Below are 15,757 nucleotides of genomic sequence, written 5' to 3' on the forward strand. Positions count from 1 at the left end.
GTCTCTTGCTTCGCTCTTATCGCGCCACGGCCGCCCGGCGCAGCCGGTCGTTGATCGCTTCGCCCAGATCTTGTTCGGGGATCGCCATCACCGCGATCGCCCGCGGCCCGCTGGCATCGAGGGCGCGAAGATAGCCGAACAGATTGGCGGCGGCTTCATCGAGATCGCCGCTGGGCGACAAATTCATGACCGCCGTGGCGGCCTCCAGTCCGGGCAGGCGCGCGGGGCCGAACGCCAGCAGCGCTTCGCCCGGCGCGACGTCCCGCGCATTGAGCCGCACATTGGCGCGCGGCGCGTAATGCGAGGCCAGCATGCCCGGCGCCAGCGGCTGGCTGTCGTCGCTTTCGGCCTCCGCGGGCAGTCGCGCCAGCGGTGCACCGAGCACGGTCTCGATCCGTTCGCGTGACAGCCCGCCGGGCCGCAGCAGCATCGGCGCCGCAAAGCAGCCGACGATGGTCGATTCGACGCCGACCGTAACGGGTCCGCCGTCGACGATCAGGTCGATCCGCCCCGCAAGGTCGCCCTCGACATGGGCCGCCAGCGTCGGCGAGACGTGGCCGGAGAGGTTGGCGGACGGCGCCACCACCGCCCCGCCGAAGGCGCGCAGGATCGCCTGCGCCACCGGATGGGCCGGAATGCGGATCGCGACCGTATCGAGGCCCGCGGTGGCAAGCTCGGCCACCGGGCAGTTCTCCGTCTTCGGCACCACCAGCGTCAACGGTCCCGGCCAGAACGCCTCCGCAAGGCGCAAGGCGCGGGCATCGAATCGCCCGATCCGCCGCGCGGCCGCGAGGTCGGCGACATGCGCGATCAGCGGATTGAAGGACGGTCGCCCCTTGGCGGCGTAAAGATGGGCGATCGCGCCGGCATTTCCGGCGTCCGCCCCGAGCCCGTAGACCGTCTCGGTCGGGAACGCGACCAGCCCGCCGGCGGCCAATGTCCGGGCGGCAGCTTCCGCGCCGGCGGTGCCGGCCGGTAAAATCAGCGTTTCAAGACCCGTTTTCACAGGGATAAGATTCCTCAGCTCGGCCGCTTGCGGTGCGCCAAACCCGACGCTATAAGCCGGCCTCTTGTCGGAGTGTGGCTCAGCCCGGTAGAGCACTGCGTTCGGGACGCAGGGGTCGCAGGTTCGAATCCTGCCACTCCGACCATTCTTCCAAAAGTCGACGTTCTAGAGGCTCGGCGGACCGGTCGCCGGGGCCTCGGAAGCGCCTTATTGCAACGATTTAGGGCGCGGGTCCACGGCCGATTTGGCCGGGCAGAGGCGTGTGCCGCAGCGGCATGGCTTTCTTTTCGCCGGCATCCCTGATCCGGCGTTGCACGGTAGGTCAGAGAATTACCGTCTCGCCGCGAGCGAGCCAATCAAATCACCACCAGGCACGGTTCCCACGAGGCCTCCTCTGACGCTTCCGCAATTGCCTCTAAAACCGCCGTAACTCATCAAACGCTCGCGCTCGGGACGGTCGGTTGCCATCCGGTCAGACCGACGGTTAGATGAACCTGCAGTCGATCGCAGCTTCAAGCAGCGCAATCCGCCAATAACAAAAAACAGGGCAGGAATCATGAACAAGAAAATCGTCGCGCTTGTTGCAGCTTTTACCTTCGCTGCTTGCGGATCGGCATGGGCCGCGTGGCCGGAAGACAAGCCGATCGAAGTCGTCGTCGGCTTTGCGCCCGGCGGCGGTACCGATGTCATGGCTCGCAAACTTCTTCCCTTTGTTGAGCGCGCGCTTGGCGGTAAGGCGAAGTTTGTCGTCCTGAACAAGCCTGGCGCTGGTGGAGAGATCGCGTTTGCTGCGATCGCGCGCGCGGCGCCCGACGCCTATTCGATCGGCGTCGTCAACGTGCCGGGCTACAACTTTTTGCCGATGACGCGCAAAACCCAATACACAACGGATGAAATCCGGCTGGTCGCACGGATCGTTGAAGATCCGAACGTGATGGTGGTTCCCGCGGACAGCAGATTCAAGAATCTACCGGATGTCATTGCCGCACTTCGCAGCAAGCCCGGCTCGGTGACGTTTGGTCACAACGGTGCCGGCACGAACGGTCATTTGGCCATTCGCATGCTGGCAGCAGCCGCGAAGGTCGAGCCCAACGAAATCTCTTACAGAGGAACGGCCGCACAGCGGACCGATCTATTGGGCGGGCATCTGGAAGTCGGGATGGTCACTCTCAGCGAGATTCCCGAATTGCATGGCACCAACAAGGGGCAACTTCGCGTCATCGCGATCCTGTCGAAGAAGCGCTTTCCATCGCTGCCCGAAGTTCCGACAGCAGAGGAAGTGGGCTTTCCGATCACGACGACGGCAGAACGCGGCTTCGCGGTGCCGAAGGGCGTTCCGGACGACATCGTCAAGAAGCTGGAAGCCGGGATTGCGGAAGGCCTGCGCAATCCCGAGTACCTGACGAATTCGCCTGGCGACGAGCCGGTGATCGCCTTCCTGACTGGCGCTGAGTGGCAGAAACGACTCGACGGCATGTCTGAGGCGTTGCGTCCCTATGCTGAAGACATGCGCGCGAACGAGCAGAAGTAATCAACCCTGCTGTCGCCGGCGGTTGTCGCGAGACTATCGCCGCGCCACCAGAACGCCGACCATAAACGCAATCATCAGTGCCGGCAGCGGCGCCTCGCGTACCATGCCGCGAACGACATGTGTCCAATTTTGCTCCGGGACGAGGTTCGGAGACCTGATCTCCGGTGTTGGCGTGATGCCCCATTCGGAGGCGAGTTCGGCAATCTCGCTTGAGGCGAGCCGCACGCCGTCGCGGACGCGGAAGATGGCGGCGTCCGCGCGCTCGCGCGGCGCAAGCAGCATCATCGTCGTGACGGCCGTACGCAGGGTCATCTCGCCGTAACCTTGCAGCCTGACCGATTCCTCGGGGTCGGACGTCATCGGAAATCCCTCACAGGGCCAAATGCCTTACAACGCGAAGTGGCGCGCGATGGTGAAGGCCATCGTCGCGCACAGGACCAGCGTGGATACCGCGCCGGCCACGCCGCGCGCGAGATCGGTCCGCGTCAGGTGCCTGGTCATGATTTTGCTCCATGCTCGGCATGGCAATGGCGGGGAGGCGGCGTTGGTTCCAGCCGCGACGGGCGAATCGCGAACGCGGGCTATTTCCGCAGCAGCTCGCTCAGCGCCGCCGTCGCCTCGGCGCAGCGGATGTCGTCGATCTCGCGCGACAGGTTGAGTGCGCTCGATCTGAGCTCTTCGACTTTCCAGCTCTCGGGGTGCTGGGTCTCGAGTTGACCGAGCCGCTTGTTCAGATCATCCAATCTGGTTTGCAATTGTTCGACGCTGGCGGCCCCATTCACCACCCAGACTCGTTGCGCACGCATCGTAGTTCCCCTGCTCGTCTCACGGCGTTGTGAGAGGGGTTCGTGGCCGCAATGGGAGTTTCTTTTGTCCGGCTTCAGACGGACGGGAACCGTTGCAGATCAGCAACGGGAGTTCCCTCGCGGAAGCGTGCGTCTGGAGCTCGGCCCGTCACCGCATCAGGCCGCGCGCGGCCACTCGGTCGATTGCCTTTCAAGCCGGCTTTCGAGAATGGCGATGCTCACCCGGATATTGTCGCGCCGGGCCCGCAGGTTCTGCGCGAGCATGGGGTAGGCGACGTTCTGGGGATCGGAGATTCCAGCCTTCCGCTCTTCCTCCAGAATGTCGGCGTCGATCATTTGCATGCGCCAGCGCAGATCGGAGATCAATGCGTGGAGCTGTGTCGGCATGGTCGCTTCGAAACGGGACGTCGGGTGCATGATCGCCTCACGATGAAACAGACCCACTGCGGGTCTGAGGGATTTGACTGCCGTCCAGCAAGCACAATGCCAGTGGGCGGCTGAGCGTCTCCCGCAATTGCTCCACGGCGCACCGGAACGATTACCACTCTTTCCCGTTGCTGCAGGGGCCTCGATAACGAGGCGATCGAGGGACCCATGCCGCTCATCCGCTATTTCGTCTTCACCGGCGGCGCTCTGCTCGCCCTCCTGTACCTTGCTGATTACTACCTGGCCGGCCCCGTGAGTGCGGCCGCCGAAACCGGGCCGGACCTCTCGATCGCCCGAATTCATTCTGCACAGACCTGGCCGGAGAAGATCATCTTCGACACCAACGTGCGCCAGATTCCGTTGACCAAAACTGTGGCGTCAACGTCAGACGCGGCGGCGCCAGTCGCGCCGGACGGTACGCGCCAGGCATTTGCCATGGCGGCGCAGCCCGCCGCAGAGCTCTCCCAGGCCGCAGAGCTCTCCAAGGCCGCGGAGCTCTCCAAGGCCGCGGAGCCCAGGCAGGCCAAGGCGGCCGCTCTGAACAAACGCGTCGCGGAGCGGCATCGTCGCCGCCAGCCGTCGCGCATGGCGGCGCGCGGTCAGTTCTTCAACGAGCCCGTCGCCGCAGAATGGTGAGTGCCGCTCTGCGAGGGTGTTTTCGCGCGACGTGGATGCGGTCGATCGCCATTCATCCTCGGCGCCCCCCGCGTGACGCTCGAATTGCCTCTCGGTTGGGCACTGTGCCGGACAGCGAGGCTGTGCGCGCGACGCGTCGCAAGATAGTCTCTGCCGCGACCTGACCCAGGAAGCGGACGAGGGAAAGATTCGTGACGAGATTTGTGACGATCGCGGCCGGCCAGCTTGGCCCTGTCGCGCGGACAGAGACGAGAACCGCGGTCGTGGCGCGCTTGATGGCCTTGATGCGCCAGGCGCACGCCAACGGTTGCGACCTGATCGTCTATCCCGAGCTCGCGCTGACCACGTTCTTTCCGCGCTGGTATTTCGAGGATCAGGCGGAGATAGACAGCTTCTTCGAGCGTGAGATGCCGGGGCTGGAGACGAGAGGCCTGTTCGATCTCGCGCGCGAGATCGGCATCGGATTTTATCTTGGCTATGCCGAGCTGACGGTCGAGACCGGAATTGTCAGGCGCTACAACACCTCCATCCTGGTCGAGAAGAGTGGCGAGATTGTCGCGAGATATCGCAAGGTGCATTTGCCCGGGCATGCCGAGCACGAGCCTTGGCGCGAATTCCAGCATCTGGAAAAGCGCTATTTCGATCCGGGCAGCAGTTTCGGCGTGACCGAGGCCTTTGGTGGCGTGATGGGAATGGCGATCTGCAACGATCGCCGCTGGAGCGAGACCTATCGGGTGATGGGGCTGCAGGGCGTCGAGATGGTGATGATCGGCTACAACACGCCGGTGCACAATCCGCCCGCGCCCGAGCATGACGATCTCTCGCTGTTCCACAATCATCTGGTAATGCAGGCCGGCGCCTACCAGAACGGCACCTTCGTGGTCGGCGTCGCCAAGGCCGGTGTCGAGGAGGGCGTCGACCACATCGGCGGAAGCTGTGTCATCGCGCCCTCCGGCGAGATCATCGCGCGATGCACGACCAAGGGCGACGAGATAGCGCTCGCTCGCTGCGATCTCGATCTCTGCAACTCCTACAAGCGTACCACCTTCAATTTCGACGTTCACCGTCAGCCGCAGGCCTACCGGATGATTGTCGAACGGAAGGGCGTGACCCTGATGGCGGACAGAACGCCGGTGCGAACGACAGGGTGAGCTCCAGTAGCCCGGGTGAGCGAAGCGATACCCGGGACCGCTGCGAGAGTCCCGGATGTCGCTTCGCTCATCCGGGCTACAAGACTTGCCGTCGGGCAAAACACCCGCACTCCGTCAACCCCTTCCTGCAAAAATATTCCACTTTACCGAAATTCGGTTTTGACGTATGTGTCGCCCATCCCGGCTCATCCTTGAGGGGCGATCTTGTGGTCGTCACGTTCGCGAGTCGGGCTTGCGGTGGACGCGGCAGCGTTCGGGTGCGAGAGGCCAAGGGCAGGGCGGATTGCTCTCCGTGAGCCCAACGCTTCGTTCCGACGAGCGGCGCTGCTAGGCTTCGTCTCGTCATCAGGTCGGCGGCAACGTGCACAACGCCGCCGAAACCGGTGGCGAAATGGCGGGCCGTGCGTACGGCAAAACCGTGTGGTCCTGGCCGTCGTTGCTACGGTCAAGCTCTTGCGGATGCGGCATCTGCGTCAACCGGCGCGGTGTCGGTGACTTTCGCGAAGGCGAGGGAGGCCAAAAGGAACTCGGCTCCCGGGAGAGCACGGCATAAGCCGTCCAACCATCGCGCAGGGAAGGCCGAGTGATTGGCACCACCTGTATGCTGCTGTGCGGTTTCCTTGCGCTACATTTTCGCGCAGCGGACCGCGGGTGCCAGCCGGCACCCGGCCTTCCCTGCGCCCTTTTGGACAAGAGGGTGGAGTGACGAAGCAAAGCTCGGGCGAAATCAGCCGCGAGAACGCGAAGCCGTGTCTGCGAATTGGCGCAACAACCTCAAATGTCGTCCTGGCGTAGGCCAGGACCCATACCCCGAGGTCTATCGATTTGAGGCGGTATCAATCCCACCGAGCGAATGTCCGCCAAACTCCTCCCTGGGGGTAATGGGTCTTGGCCTTCGCCAGAACGACGCAGGGGTTGGTGGCGATCAGTGTGACCCACACCCCATCACAACCACGTGTCTTTATTCGGAAACAATCATTCCCTATTATCCCGCAATGCAAAAAGCCGCCCGCAAATCCCGCTCCGTCGCGCGTCCGCCCGGCCGTCCCCGGGAGTTCGACATGGACATTGCCCTCGACGGGGCCGTGCGCGTGTTTTCCGAGCGCGGTTATCATGCGACCTCGATTGGCGATCTCACCGCGGCGATGCGGCTGGCGACCGGCAGCGTCTACAAGGCGTTTCGCGACAAGCATGCGGTGTTTCTCGCCGCCTTCGAGCGCTATGTCGCTCTGCGCCAGGAGCAGACGCGTAGCGCCGCGGCGAAAGGCGCCAACGGCCGCGAGCGGCTGCGCAACATGCTATTGTCGTATGTAGAGCATTCCCAGGGCAGCGAGGGGCGGCGCGGCTGCCTCGTGGTCGGCAGCGCGGTCGAAATGTCCGCGGTCGACCCGGTGGTGGCCGCCCTCGTCAGCGCGCGGCTCGAGACCAACGAAGGCTTCATCGCTGGCCTCATTCGCGAGGGGCAGGCTGACGGCTCGATTCCCCGCCATGTCGCCGCCGACGACACCGCGCGGCTGATGATCTGCATCACGCAGGGTCTGCGCGTCGTCGGCAAGGCGCGCCTTTCGCTTGACGGCAAGCGCCTGGTCGCCGTCGCGATGAAGCTGCTCGTCTGAATTTTTTGTCATATTAGGAAACAAGCGTTTCCTATATCTGGAGACTATGTGAATGACGATGAATGCCACGATCGAGACAGCCCCCGAGCCGGATGCGGTGTCGCAGCGCCTGACCTTCGTGCTTGCCGCGGCCTGTGGCATGGTCGCCGCCAACATCTATTACGCCCAGCCGCTGATCGCCCCGATCAGCGCCGCGCTCGGCCTGTCGCATGGAGCGGCGGGACTGATCGTCACCATGACGCAGATCGGCTACGGCGTGGGGCTTCTCTTCATCGTCCCGCTCGGCGACCTCGTCGAGAACCGCACCCTGATCTGCTCCGTCATCACGCTCGGCGCGGCAGCCCTGCTCGCCGCGGGGGCCGCGTCCCATGCGCTACCGTTCCTGATGGCCGCGCTGTTCATCGGGCTCGGTTCGGTCGCGGTGCAGATCATCATTCCCTATGCGGCGCACCTTGCGCCGGCAGCCATTCGCGGCCGTGTCGTCGGCAACGTCTCGACCGGCTTGATGCTCGGCATCATGCTGGCGCGACCGGTGTCGAGCTTCGTCACGGCGATGCTGTCGTGGCACGCGGTGTTCTTCTGCTCGGCCGCACTGATGATCGTGCTCGCAGCGGTACTCTGGATGACGCTGCCGAAGCGCAAGCCGGTCGCGCGGATGCATTACGGCGAGTTGCTGCTGTCGATGCCGCATCTGGCGCGGACCACGCCGCTGCTGCGCCGCCGCGCGCTGTACCAGGCCAGCCTGTTCGGCGCCTTCAGCCTGTTCTGGACCGTGACGCCGCTGCTGCTCGCGAGCGAGTTCGGCTTCACCCAGCGCGGCATTGCGCTGTTCGCGCTCGCCGGTGTCGCCGGCGTGTTCGCGGCGCCGATCGCGGGGCGGCTTGCCGATCGCGGCTACAGCCGCATGGCAACACTGGTCGCGCTGCTGCTCGCGGCCGTAGGCTTCCTGATCACGCATGTCGGCGCGCCCGGATCGGTGCTGAACCTCGCCTGCCTGGTCGTGGCCGCGATCGCGATCGACATCGGCGTGCAGGGCAACGTCGTGCTCGGCTTCCGCGCGATCTTCGCGCTGGGGCATGAGCACCGCAGCCGCCTCAACGGCCTCTACATGGCGACGTTCTTCACCGCGGGCGCGGCGGGCTCGGCGGTCGGCGCCTGGGCGTTTGCGCAAGGCGGCTGGACGCTGGCATCGGCCATTGGCCTCGCGCTAACCGTCGCAGGCCTGGTCTATGCGGCCACCGAGTAGTGGCCGCGGTCGCCTAAATTGTGCGATTCGGCCCGTTTACCAAGGCCGTCCGGCCGGCAATTTCCACCTCGCAGTTTCCCTGCCGCTGTAGTACTTTGGTCGCAAGCGAGCCTGGTTAACGGGCGGCAGGGGGAGGCTGATGAGGCGTGCGGGGCTGGTTGGCGTACCGCGGGTACGACCATGGTCGTGGCAGGCGTTTCTGCTTGGATTCGTCGTTGTCGCAATGTCGGCTGCGCTCCAGGGCGTCTGTGTCGCGCTCGGCGCAAAACTCTATTTCGCAGCGTTCCTGCCCAGCCTGTTCGTGCTCGGCATTATCGCGGGCGTGCCAGTTGCGGCGTTCGCAGCATTGCTCACCATTCCCCTGGTATGGTGGGCGTTCATGCCGCCGTTCTTCGAGTTCAATTCGCTGACCAGCGCGCATGCCGATTCCATCAAGCTGTTCTGCCTGCTCGCCGTGCTGGTGATCGGCCTTGCCGATCTCTGCCGCGAGACGATGGCGATCATCAGCCGTGGCGGGTTGAAGCCGCGCAGCGAGAGCGCGGCAACGAATTCGCAATAGACCGGCCTTGCGCGGTCGCGCACGTTGCGCGCGGGCAACAGTCCGGAAACCATTCGCGCGCTTGCCGCGCGGCGCTAACTTTTCGAAAAAGATTTGGCCGCAATTTCTCCCCCGGGAATGACGAGGGAGTTTTCGGACATGAACGGCCAAATCACCGGTCACGCCATCTTGGAGAACGTGCGCCGCTATCGCGGCATCGCATCGCTCTATCGCCAGACCGCTGCATTCCGCCCGGGCCAGAGCTGGTCGCTGCTCGAGCAGGCGAAGGATTGGGAAGCACGGGCGCTGCTGGAGCTGGAAGCCTATTTCGCCGCGCGGATGGATTACGCTGCTACGCGTGCGGCCTGATCGTTAACCATCGGCGCGGCCTTGCGCAGGCCGCGTCGGTCATCGGGTCGCGCACGGAAAGCACGGGGCGACTACGGAGTTATCTCGACCCCCGCCTGTGTTAGCAACGTCCCGACCAAGACATCCCAATTCGGCCGGGGCAAGCGATGACCACCTTCAACCGCATCTTCACGACCGAGCGCCTGCTCCAGATCATCGTCATTCTCGCGGCCACGGTCGCAATGAAGCTGATGGGCTGAATTCCGGCAGGCTATCGCGCGCCGAATTCCGGCAATTCGGGCAGATAGTTCGCCCCCTCCGAGCCGAGAAAATCGAACATCGCCTGCGCCGGCGGCAACAGCACCTTGTCGCTGCGGCGGATCACGTACCATTGCCGCACGATCGGCAGGCCCGCGACGTCGAGCACGATCAGCCGGCCCTCGGTGAGCTCGTGCGCCACGGTGTGGGCCGAGATGAAGGCGATGCCGAGCCCGGCGATGACAGCCTGCTTGATGGTCTCGTTGCTGCTCATCTCCATGCCGATGATCGGCTCGAGATCCGACCTCTGGAACATGCCTTCCATCAGCGTCCGCGTGCCCGAGCCAGGCTCGCGGGTGAGGAAGGTCTCGTGCACGAGGTCGGTCAGGTTGAGGCCGGAATCTTTCTCCAGCCAGTGCCCCTTGCGTGCGACGATGATGTGCGGATTCCGCCCGAGCTGACGGACGTCGACGCTGACATCGGCCGGTGGCCGACCCATCACTGCGAAATCGAGGTCGTAGCCGTGCATGGCCTCGCGGATCTCCTCGCGATTGCCGACCGTGAGCTTGAGCTCGATCTTCGGATACCGCTTCGAGAATGCCGCGATCGCGTGCGGCACGAAATATTTTGCGGTCGAGACCGCGCCGAGATGCACCGTGCCGCCGGTTCGCCCGGCGAGCAGGTCGAGCGCGCCCTGGCAGTCGGTGATTGCGGCTTCGACGCGCTCGGCGAGGGTAAGCACCTCCTTGCCCGCCTCCGTCAGCAGCATGCCGTCGCCGGTCCGCTGCAGCAGCGGCAGGCCGGCGAGATCCTGAAGCTGGCGCAGTTGCTGGGTCACGGCCGGCTGCGTCAAGCCGAGCTGGGTCGAGGCTGCCGTGACGCTGCCCTTGGCCGCGAGCGCCGCGAGCGAGCGAAGCTGCCGGATCGTCAGATGCCGGAGCTGTGCCGCCGAATGGGTATTATAAGATAATTCTTTGGCGCTCATTATGAATAGAAATTTTCCTTATTAAGCCGGCCCTGTCAATCTCATCGTTGTTGGCACTGACCGCACCGGACCTCCAGCGAGGAGGGAACTGGATACGGCACCAGCAAAGGGGATGGACGCAGATGACCGGGCAACTCAGGCTGGACGACCACCTTCAGCGGTATTCCGAGACGGCGCCGCATGCGCTGGCCGTGGCGTCCGCGGTCGATGCCATCGCGGCGGCCGCGATCGAAATCGCCGATCTCATCGCCACCGGAGACCTTGCGGACGCCTCCGGCCTGACCACCGGCCGCAATAGCGACGGTGACATCCAGCGCGATCTCGACGTGCAGGCGGATGCGATCCTGCGCCGCTGTCTCGGCAAGCTGCCGATCGCGGCACTGGCGTCGGAGGAGATGCGCGAACCTCAGATCGGCGACCGCAAGGCCAAGATCTGCGTCGCGATCGATCCGCTCGACGGCTCCTCCAACATCGACATCAACATGACCGTAGGCACGATCTTTTCGATCCTGCCCGCGCCTGATGATCTCGCGCTCGCCTTCCATCAGCGCGGCTCGGCGCAGCTCGCGGCGGGGTTCGTCACCTACGGCCCGCAGACCTCGCTGGTGCTGACGCTTGGCGAGGGCGTCGATATCTTCACGCTGGATCGCAAGTCCGGTTGCTTCCGTCTCGCGCGTAGCGCCGTGCAGATCTCCGAGACCTGCGAGGAGTTCGCGATCAACGCCTCGAACCGCCGGCATTGGGAACAGCCGGTGCGCGCCTTCGTCGACGAATGCCTCGCCGGTGTGGAAGGGCAGGCCAACCACAATTTCAACATGCGCTGGGTCGGCTCGCTGGTTGCCGAGGCCTACCGTATCCTCACCCGCGGTGGCGTGTTCCTCTATCCCTCTGATGCACGGCCGGGCTATGGCGACGGCCGCCTGCGCCTCGTCTACGAGGCGCACCCGATGGCTTACATCGTCGAGCAGGCCGGCGGCTCCGCGTCGACCGGGCGCGAACGCATCCTTGAGCTTTCAGCGCAGAGCCTGCACCAGCGCGTGCCGCTGATCATGGGTTCGAACAACGAGGTGCAGCGCGTCGAGGACCTGCATTGCGATCCCTTGCTGGTCGCCAGCGTCTCCGCACCGCTGTTCGCGCGGCGCGGCTTCTTCCGGCTGTAAGCGAGGCATCCCATGTCCAGGAAGCATCCGATCATCTCCATCACCGGCTCTTCCGGCGCGGGCACCACGTCGGTCAAGAAGACTTTCGAACAGATATTCTTCCGCGAGAAGGTCAACGCCGCCTACATCGAAGGCGACGCCTTCCATCGCTACGACCGCGCGGAAATGCGCACGCAGATGGCGAAGGAGGCCGATCGCGGCAACAGGCATTTCAGCCATTTCAGCCCCGAGACCAATCTGTTCGAGGAGCTGGAGCGTGCCTTCCGCGACTATGGCGAGACCGGTACGGCGATGACGCGGCACTATGTCCACGATGCCGAGGAATCCGCGCTGCATGGTGCCGCACCCGGCACCTTCACCGAATGGAAACGGCTGCCGGAGAGCTCCGACCTGCTGTTCTACGAGGGCCTGCATGGCGCGGTCGTCACCGACAAGGTCAACGTCGCGCGTTATGCCGACCTCAAGATCGGCGTCGTGCCCGTCATCAATCTCGAATGGATCCAGAAGCTGCACCGCGACCGCAGTGCGCGAGGCTATTCGACCGAGGCCGTCACCGACACCGTTCTGCGAAGGATGCCCGACTACATCCACTACATCTGTCCGCAATTTTCCGAGACCGACATCAACTTCCAGCGCGTGCCGACGGTGGACACCTCCAATCCATTCATCGCGCGCTGGATCCCAACGCCGGACGAATCGATGGTCGTGATCCGCTTCAAGAACCCGCGCGGCATCGACTTCCCCTACCTGCTCTCGATGCTGCCGCAAAGCTGGATGTCGCGCGCCAATTCGATCGTGTGCCCCGGCGCGAAGCTCGATCTTGCCATGCAGCTGATCCTGACGCCGCTGATCATGCAGCTCATCGAGCGCAAGCGAAACCTGAAGTGAACGAGGGGAGGATCCGATGAACATCTCCGTCCACGCCGACGCAGACCTTACCGCGGTCACACACAATGATCTCGCCAACGCCGTCCGCTTCCTCGCGGTCGACGCCATCGAGACCTCGCAGTCCGGCCACCCCGGACTGCCCATGGGCATGGCCGATGTCGCCACCGTGCTGTTCTCGCGATTTCTGAAATTCGACTCGGCTCACCCCCACTGGCCGGACCGTGATCGCTTCGTGCTGTCGGCAGGCCACGGCTCGATGCTGCTCTATGCATTGCTCCATCTCACCGGCGGCGACGTCAGCCTCGATGACATCAAGGCCTTCAGGCAATGGGGCTCGAAGACGCCGGGCCATCCGGAATATGGCCATACGCCGGGCGTCGAGACGACGACCGGTCCGCTGGGGCAGGGGATTGCGACCGCGGTGGGCATGGCGCTCGCCGAGCGGATGGGCAATGCGCGGCATGGCGATGGCCTCGTCGATCACTTTACGTATGTGATCGCCGGCGACGGCTGCCTGATGGAAGGCATCAGCCAGGAAGCGATTTCGCTCGCCGGCCATCTCGGGCTCGGCCGCCTGATCTTGCTGTTCGACGACAACGGCATCTCCATTGACGGGCCGACCTCGCTTGCGACCTCCGACGACCAGCTCGCGCGCTTCGCCGCCTCAGGCTGGTCGGTGCGCCGTGTCGATGGGCACGATTCCGAAGCAGTTGCGCAGGCGATTGCGGAGGAGCGTGAGAGCCAAAGACCGTCGCTGATCGCCTGCCGCACCATCATCGGCTATGGCGCGCCGGATCGTCAGGGCACCGAGAAGGCGCACGGCGCGCCGCTCGGCACCGAGCAGACCGCGGCGGCGCGGCGAGCGCTCGGCTGGGACTATCAGCCCTTCGTGGTGCCTGTCACGGTCCTGAAAGCATGGCGGATGATCGGGCAGCGCGGGCAGGTCGAGCGTCTCGCCTGGCTCGATCGCTATGAATGCGCGACGCCTGAGCAGCGCGATCTGTTTGTCGAGGGCAAGGCGGTTGCCCTGCCGAACGCCTATGCCCTGGCCTCGGCGAAGTTGCGCGAGCGCTTTGCCACCGAGCGTCCGAAGCTCGCGACGCGGCAGGCGTCGCAACAGGTGCTCGACGGAATCGCAGGGACGATTCCCGGATTTGTCGGTGGCTCGGCGGACCTCACGCATTCGAACCTGACGCATGCCAAGGCGCAGACCCCGGTCAAGCGCGGCGCGTTCGCCGGCGATTACATCCATTACGGCATCCGCGAGCACGGCATGGCGGCCGCGATGAACGGCCTCGCGCTGCACGGCGGCTTCATTCCCTATGGCGGCACCTTCCTCGCGTTCTCCGATTACAGCCGGCCGGCGATCCGCCTTGCGGCCTTGATGCGGATCCGCGTCATTCATGTGATGACCCATGACTCCATCGGCCTCGGTGAGGACGGCCCGACGCATCAGCCGGTCGAGCATCTCGCAGCGCTTCGCGTCATTCCGAACCTGCTTGTTTTCCGGCCGGCCGACGCGGTTGAGACGCTGGAAGCATGGGATTGCGCGCTCCAAGCTGAAAATCGTCCGTCCGTGCTGTGCCTGTCCCGTCAGGCGCTGCCGACCTTCCGCAGCGACGTGCGCGGTAGAAACCGCGTCGCACGGGGCGCCTATCTGATCGTTTCGCCGGACGGCGGCCGCGACGTGACGCTCATCGCAACGGGTTCGGAAGTGTCTATTGCGCTGGAAGCGGCCCGCCTGCTCGCCACCGAGCACGTCCGCGCGGCCGTAGTCTCCGCGCCCTGCTTCGCGTTGTTCGAGGAGCAGCCGGAGGACTACCGCGCTGCCGTGCTCGGCACGGCGCCACGGATCGGCATCGAGGCGGCAGTCGCCGGCGATTGGCATCGATGGATCGGCACTGACGGCGAATTCGTCGGCATGCGCGGCTTCGGTGCCTCGGCGCCCGCGCCAGTGCTCTACCGCGAATTCGGCATCACGCCGCAAAGCGTCGCGGAAGCCGCCCGGCGGGCGATTGCCCGCACAAGCAAGCAATAACAGGAGGAATTGTCGTGGCCCGTATCACCCTTCGTCAGCTGCTCGACCACGCCGCCAGTCACGGCTACGCGGTGCCGGCATTCAACATCAACAACATGGAGCAGGGCATCGCGATCATGCAGGCGGCGGCCGAGGTCGACGCGCCGGTGATCATCCAGGCTTCGCGCGGCGCGCGCAGCTATGCCGGCGACCTCATGCTCTCGCACATGATCGACGCGCTGGAGCGGACCTATCCGGACATCCCGCTCTGCATGCACCAGGACCATGGCAACGACGAAGCGACCTGCGCCTCTGCGATCGCCCACGGCTTCACCTCGGTGATGATGGACGGCTCGCTCAAGGCAGACGCCAAGACCGCGGCCGATTACGACTACAACGTTGCGATCACCAGCCGCGTCGTCGATCTCGCCCATTGGGTCGGTGCCTCCGTCGAAGGCGAGCTCGGCGTGCTCGGCTCGCTCGAGCATGGCGGCGGCGAACAGGAGGATGGTCACGGCGTCGAAGGCACGATCAGCCACGATCAGTTGCTGACGGATCCCGACCAGGCGGTCGACTTCGTCCGCGCCACCAAGGTCGATGCGCTCGCGATCGCGATGGGCACCTCGCACGGCGCCTACAAGTTCAGCCGCAAGCCGGATGGCGACATTCTGGCGATGCGGGTGGTCGAGGAGATTCATCGCCGTCTGCCGAACACGCATCTCGTGATGCACGGCTCTTCCTCGGTGCCGCAGCCGCTCCAGGACATGTTCAATCAGTTCGGCGGCGAGATGCCGCAGACCTGGGGCGTGCCGGTCGAGGAGATCGTCCGCGGCATCAAGAGCGGCGTGCGCAAGGTCAACATCGACACCGACTGCCGGCTGGCGATGACCGCGGCGTTCCGCAAGGTCGCCGCGCAAACGCGCTCCGAGTTCGATCCGCGCAAATTCCTCAAGCCCGCGATGGATGCGATGCGCGAGCTCTGCCGCGAGCGCTTCGAGCAGTTCGGGACTGCAGGCCACGCCAGCCGGATCAAGGTCGTTCCCTTGAGCGAGATGGCGCGGCGCTACCGCGCCGGAGAACTCGATCCCAGCATCGACGCCCGCGAGCCCGTCGCGGCCTAATCATTCAGAGAGAGAAGAGCAGGA

The 15,757-nt window shown here is 64.8% G+C and carries 16 protein-coding genes and 1 tRNA gene; 12 read left to right on the plus strand and 5 right to left on the minus strand.

The window, feature by feature from the left end; translation table 11 throughout:
- Positions 1-16: 16 nt before the first annotated feature.
- Entirely contained in the window at positions 17-1,006 is a 990-nt protein-coding gene (locus N551_RS0121645; RefSeq protein ID WP_027568650.1) for an L-threonylcarbamoyladenylate synthase, read from the minus strand.
- Positions 1,007-1,074: 68 nt separating this feature from the next.
- Here N551_RS0121645 and N551_RS0121650 point away from each other — a divergent pair.
- Both N551_RS0121650 and N551_RS36155 read left to right on the plus strand, forming a co-directional pair.
- A tRNA-Pro gene (locus N551_RS0121650) sits at positions 1,075-1,151 on the plus strand.
- 411 nt (positions 1,152-1,562) lie between these two features.
- Positions 1,563-2,537, plus strand: coding sequence for a tripartite tricarboxylate transporter substrate binding protein (locus N551_RS36155; protein ID WP_051462887.1), 975 nt, complete (start codon positions 1,563-1,565; stop codon positions 2,535-2,537).
- A 33-nt stretch (positions 2,538-2,570) separates the two neighbouring features.
- Here N551_RS36155 and N551_RS0121660 read toward each other — a convergent pair whose 3' ends face one another.
- From N551_RS0121660 to N551_RS0121675, 3 genes are all read right to left on the minus strand, one after another.
- Complete coding sequence (locus N551_RS0121660; protein WP_027568651.1) at positions 2,571-2,897, minus strand: hypothetical protein; 327 nt, start codon at positions 2,895-2,897, stop codon at positions 2,571-2,573.
- Positions 2,898-3,118: 221 nt separating this feature from the next.
- Positions 3,119-3,343: a hypothetical protein gene (locus tag N551_RS0121670; protein ID WP_027568652.1), complete on the minus strand. Its 225-nt coding sequence runs from the start codon at positions 3,341-3,343 to the stop codon at positions 3,119-3,121.
- Between the two features lie 156 nt (positions 3,344-3,499).
- Complete coding sequence (locus tag N551_RS0121675) at positions 3,500-3,679, minus strand: hypothetical protein (protein ID WP_371180079.1); 180 nt, start codon at positions 3,677-3,679, stop codon at positions 3,500-3,502.
- Positions 3,680-3,937: 258 nt separating this feature from the next.
- On the opposite strand from N551_RS0121675, the gene N551_RS0121680 reads away from it, so the two are divergent.
- The 6 genes from N551_RS0121680 (at position 3,938) to N551_RS0121705 (ending at position 9,325) form a co-directional block, all read left to right on the plus strand.
- Complete coding sequence (locus N551_RS0121680) at positions 3,938-4,405, plus strand: hypothetical protein (protein ID WP_027568654.1); 468 nt, start codon at positions 3,938-3,940, stop codon at positions 4,403-4,405.
- Positions 4,406-4,596: 191 nt separating this feature from the next.
- Positions 4,597-5,556, plus strand: a complete 960-nt coding sequence (locus N551_RS0121685; RefSeq protein WP_027568655.1) for an N-carbamoyl-D-amino-acid hydrolase — start codon at positions 4,597-4,599, stop codon at positions 5,554-5,556.
- A gap of 995 nt (positions 5,557-6,551) precedes the next feature.
- Entirely contained in the window at positions 6,552-7,172 is a 621-nt protein-coding gene (locus N551_RS0121690) for a TetR/AcrR family transcriptional regulator (protein ID WP_027568656.1), read from the plus strand.
- A 52-nt stretch (positions 7,173-7,224) separates the two neighbouring features.
- Positions 7,225-8,418, plus strand: coding sequence for an MFS transporter (locus tag N551_RS0121695; RefSeq protein ID WP_027568657.1), 1,194 nt, complete (start codon positions 7,225-7,227; stop codon positions 8,416-8,418).
- Positions 8,419-8,557: 139 nt separating this feature from the next.
- On the plus strand, positions 8,558-8,977 hold the full coding sequence (locus N551_RS0121700; protein ID WP_027568658.1) for a hypothetical protein: 420 nt from the start codon (positions 8,558-8,560) through the stop codon (positions 8,975-8,977).
- Positions 8,978-9,115: 138 nt separating this feature from the next.
- Positions 9,116-9,325: a hypothetical protein gene (locus tag N551_RS0121705; protein ID WP_007594851.1), complete on the plus strand. Its 210-nt coding sequence runs from the start codon at positions 9,116-9,118 to the stop codon at positions 9,323-9,325.
- Positions 9,326-9,575: 250 nt separating this feature from the next.
- Here N551_RS0121705 and N551_RS0121715 read toward each other — a convergent pair whose 3' ends face one another.
- The gene (locus N551_RS0121715) at positions 9,576-10,547 is read right to left on the minus strand and encodes a LysR family transcriptional regulator (protein ID WP_027568659.1); all 972 of its coding nucleotides are present in this window, start codon (positions 10,545-10,547) and stop codon (positions 9,576-9,578) included.
- Between the two features lie 122 nt (positions 10,548-10,669).
- On the opposite strand from N551_RS0121715, the gene N551_RS0121720 reads away from it, so the two are divergent.
- The 4 genes from N551_RS0121720 to fba are packed head-to-tail and all read left to right on the plus strand — an operon-like array spanning position 10,670 to position 15,733.
- The gene (locus tag N551_RS0121720; RefSeq protein ID WP_027568660.1) at positions 10,670-11,707 is read left to right on the plus strand and encodes a class 1 fructose-bisphosphatase; all 1,038 of its coding nucleotides are present in this window, start codon (positions 10,670-10,672) and stop codon (positions 11,705-11,707) included.
- A gap of 12 nt (positions 11,708-11,719) precedes the next feature.
- Entirely contained in the window at positions 11,720-12,595 is an 876-nt protein-coding gene (locus N551_RS0121725; RefSeq protein WP_027568661.1) for a phosphoribulokinase, read from the plus strand.
- Positions 12,596-12,611: 16 nt separating this feature from the next.
- Positions 12,612-14,633, plus strand: a complete 2,022-nt coding sequence (gene tkt, locus N551_RS0121730; RefSeq protein ID WP_027568662.1) for a transketolase — start codon at positions 12,612-12,614, stop codon at positions 14,631-14,633.
- Positions 14,634-14,647: 14 nt separating this feature from the next.
- The gene (fba, locus tag N551_RS0121735) at positions 14,648-15,733 is read left to right on the plus strand and encodes a class II fructose-bisphosphate aldolase (protein ID WP_027568663.1); all 1,086 of its coding nucleotides are present in this window, start codon (positions 14,648-14,650) and stop codon (positions 15,731-15,733) included.
- The last annotated feature ends 24 nt before the right edge of the window (positions 15,734-15,757 follow it).

The sequence above is a fragment of the Bradyrhizobium sp. URHA0013 genome (assembly GCF_000518345.1).
Taxonomy (GTDB): domain Bacteria; phylum Pseudomonadota; class Alphaproteobacteria; order Rhizobiales; family Xanthobacteraceae; genus Bradyrhizobium.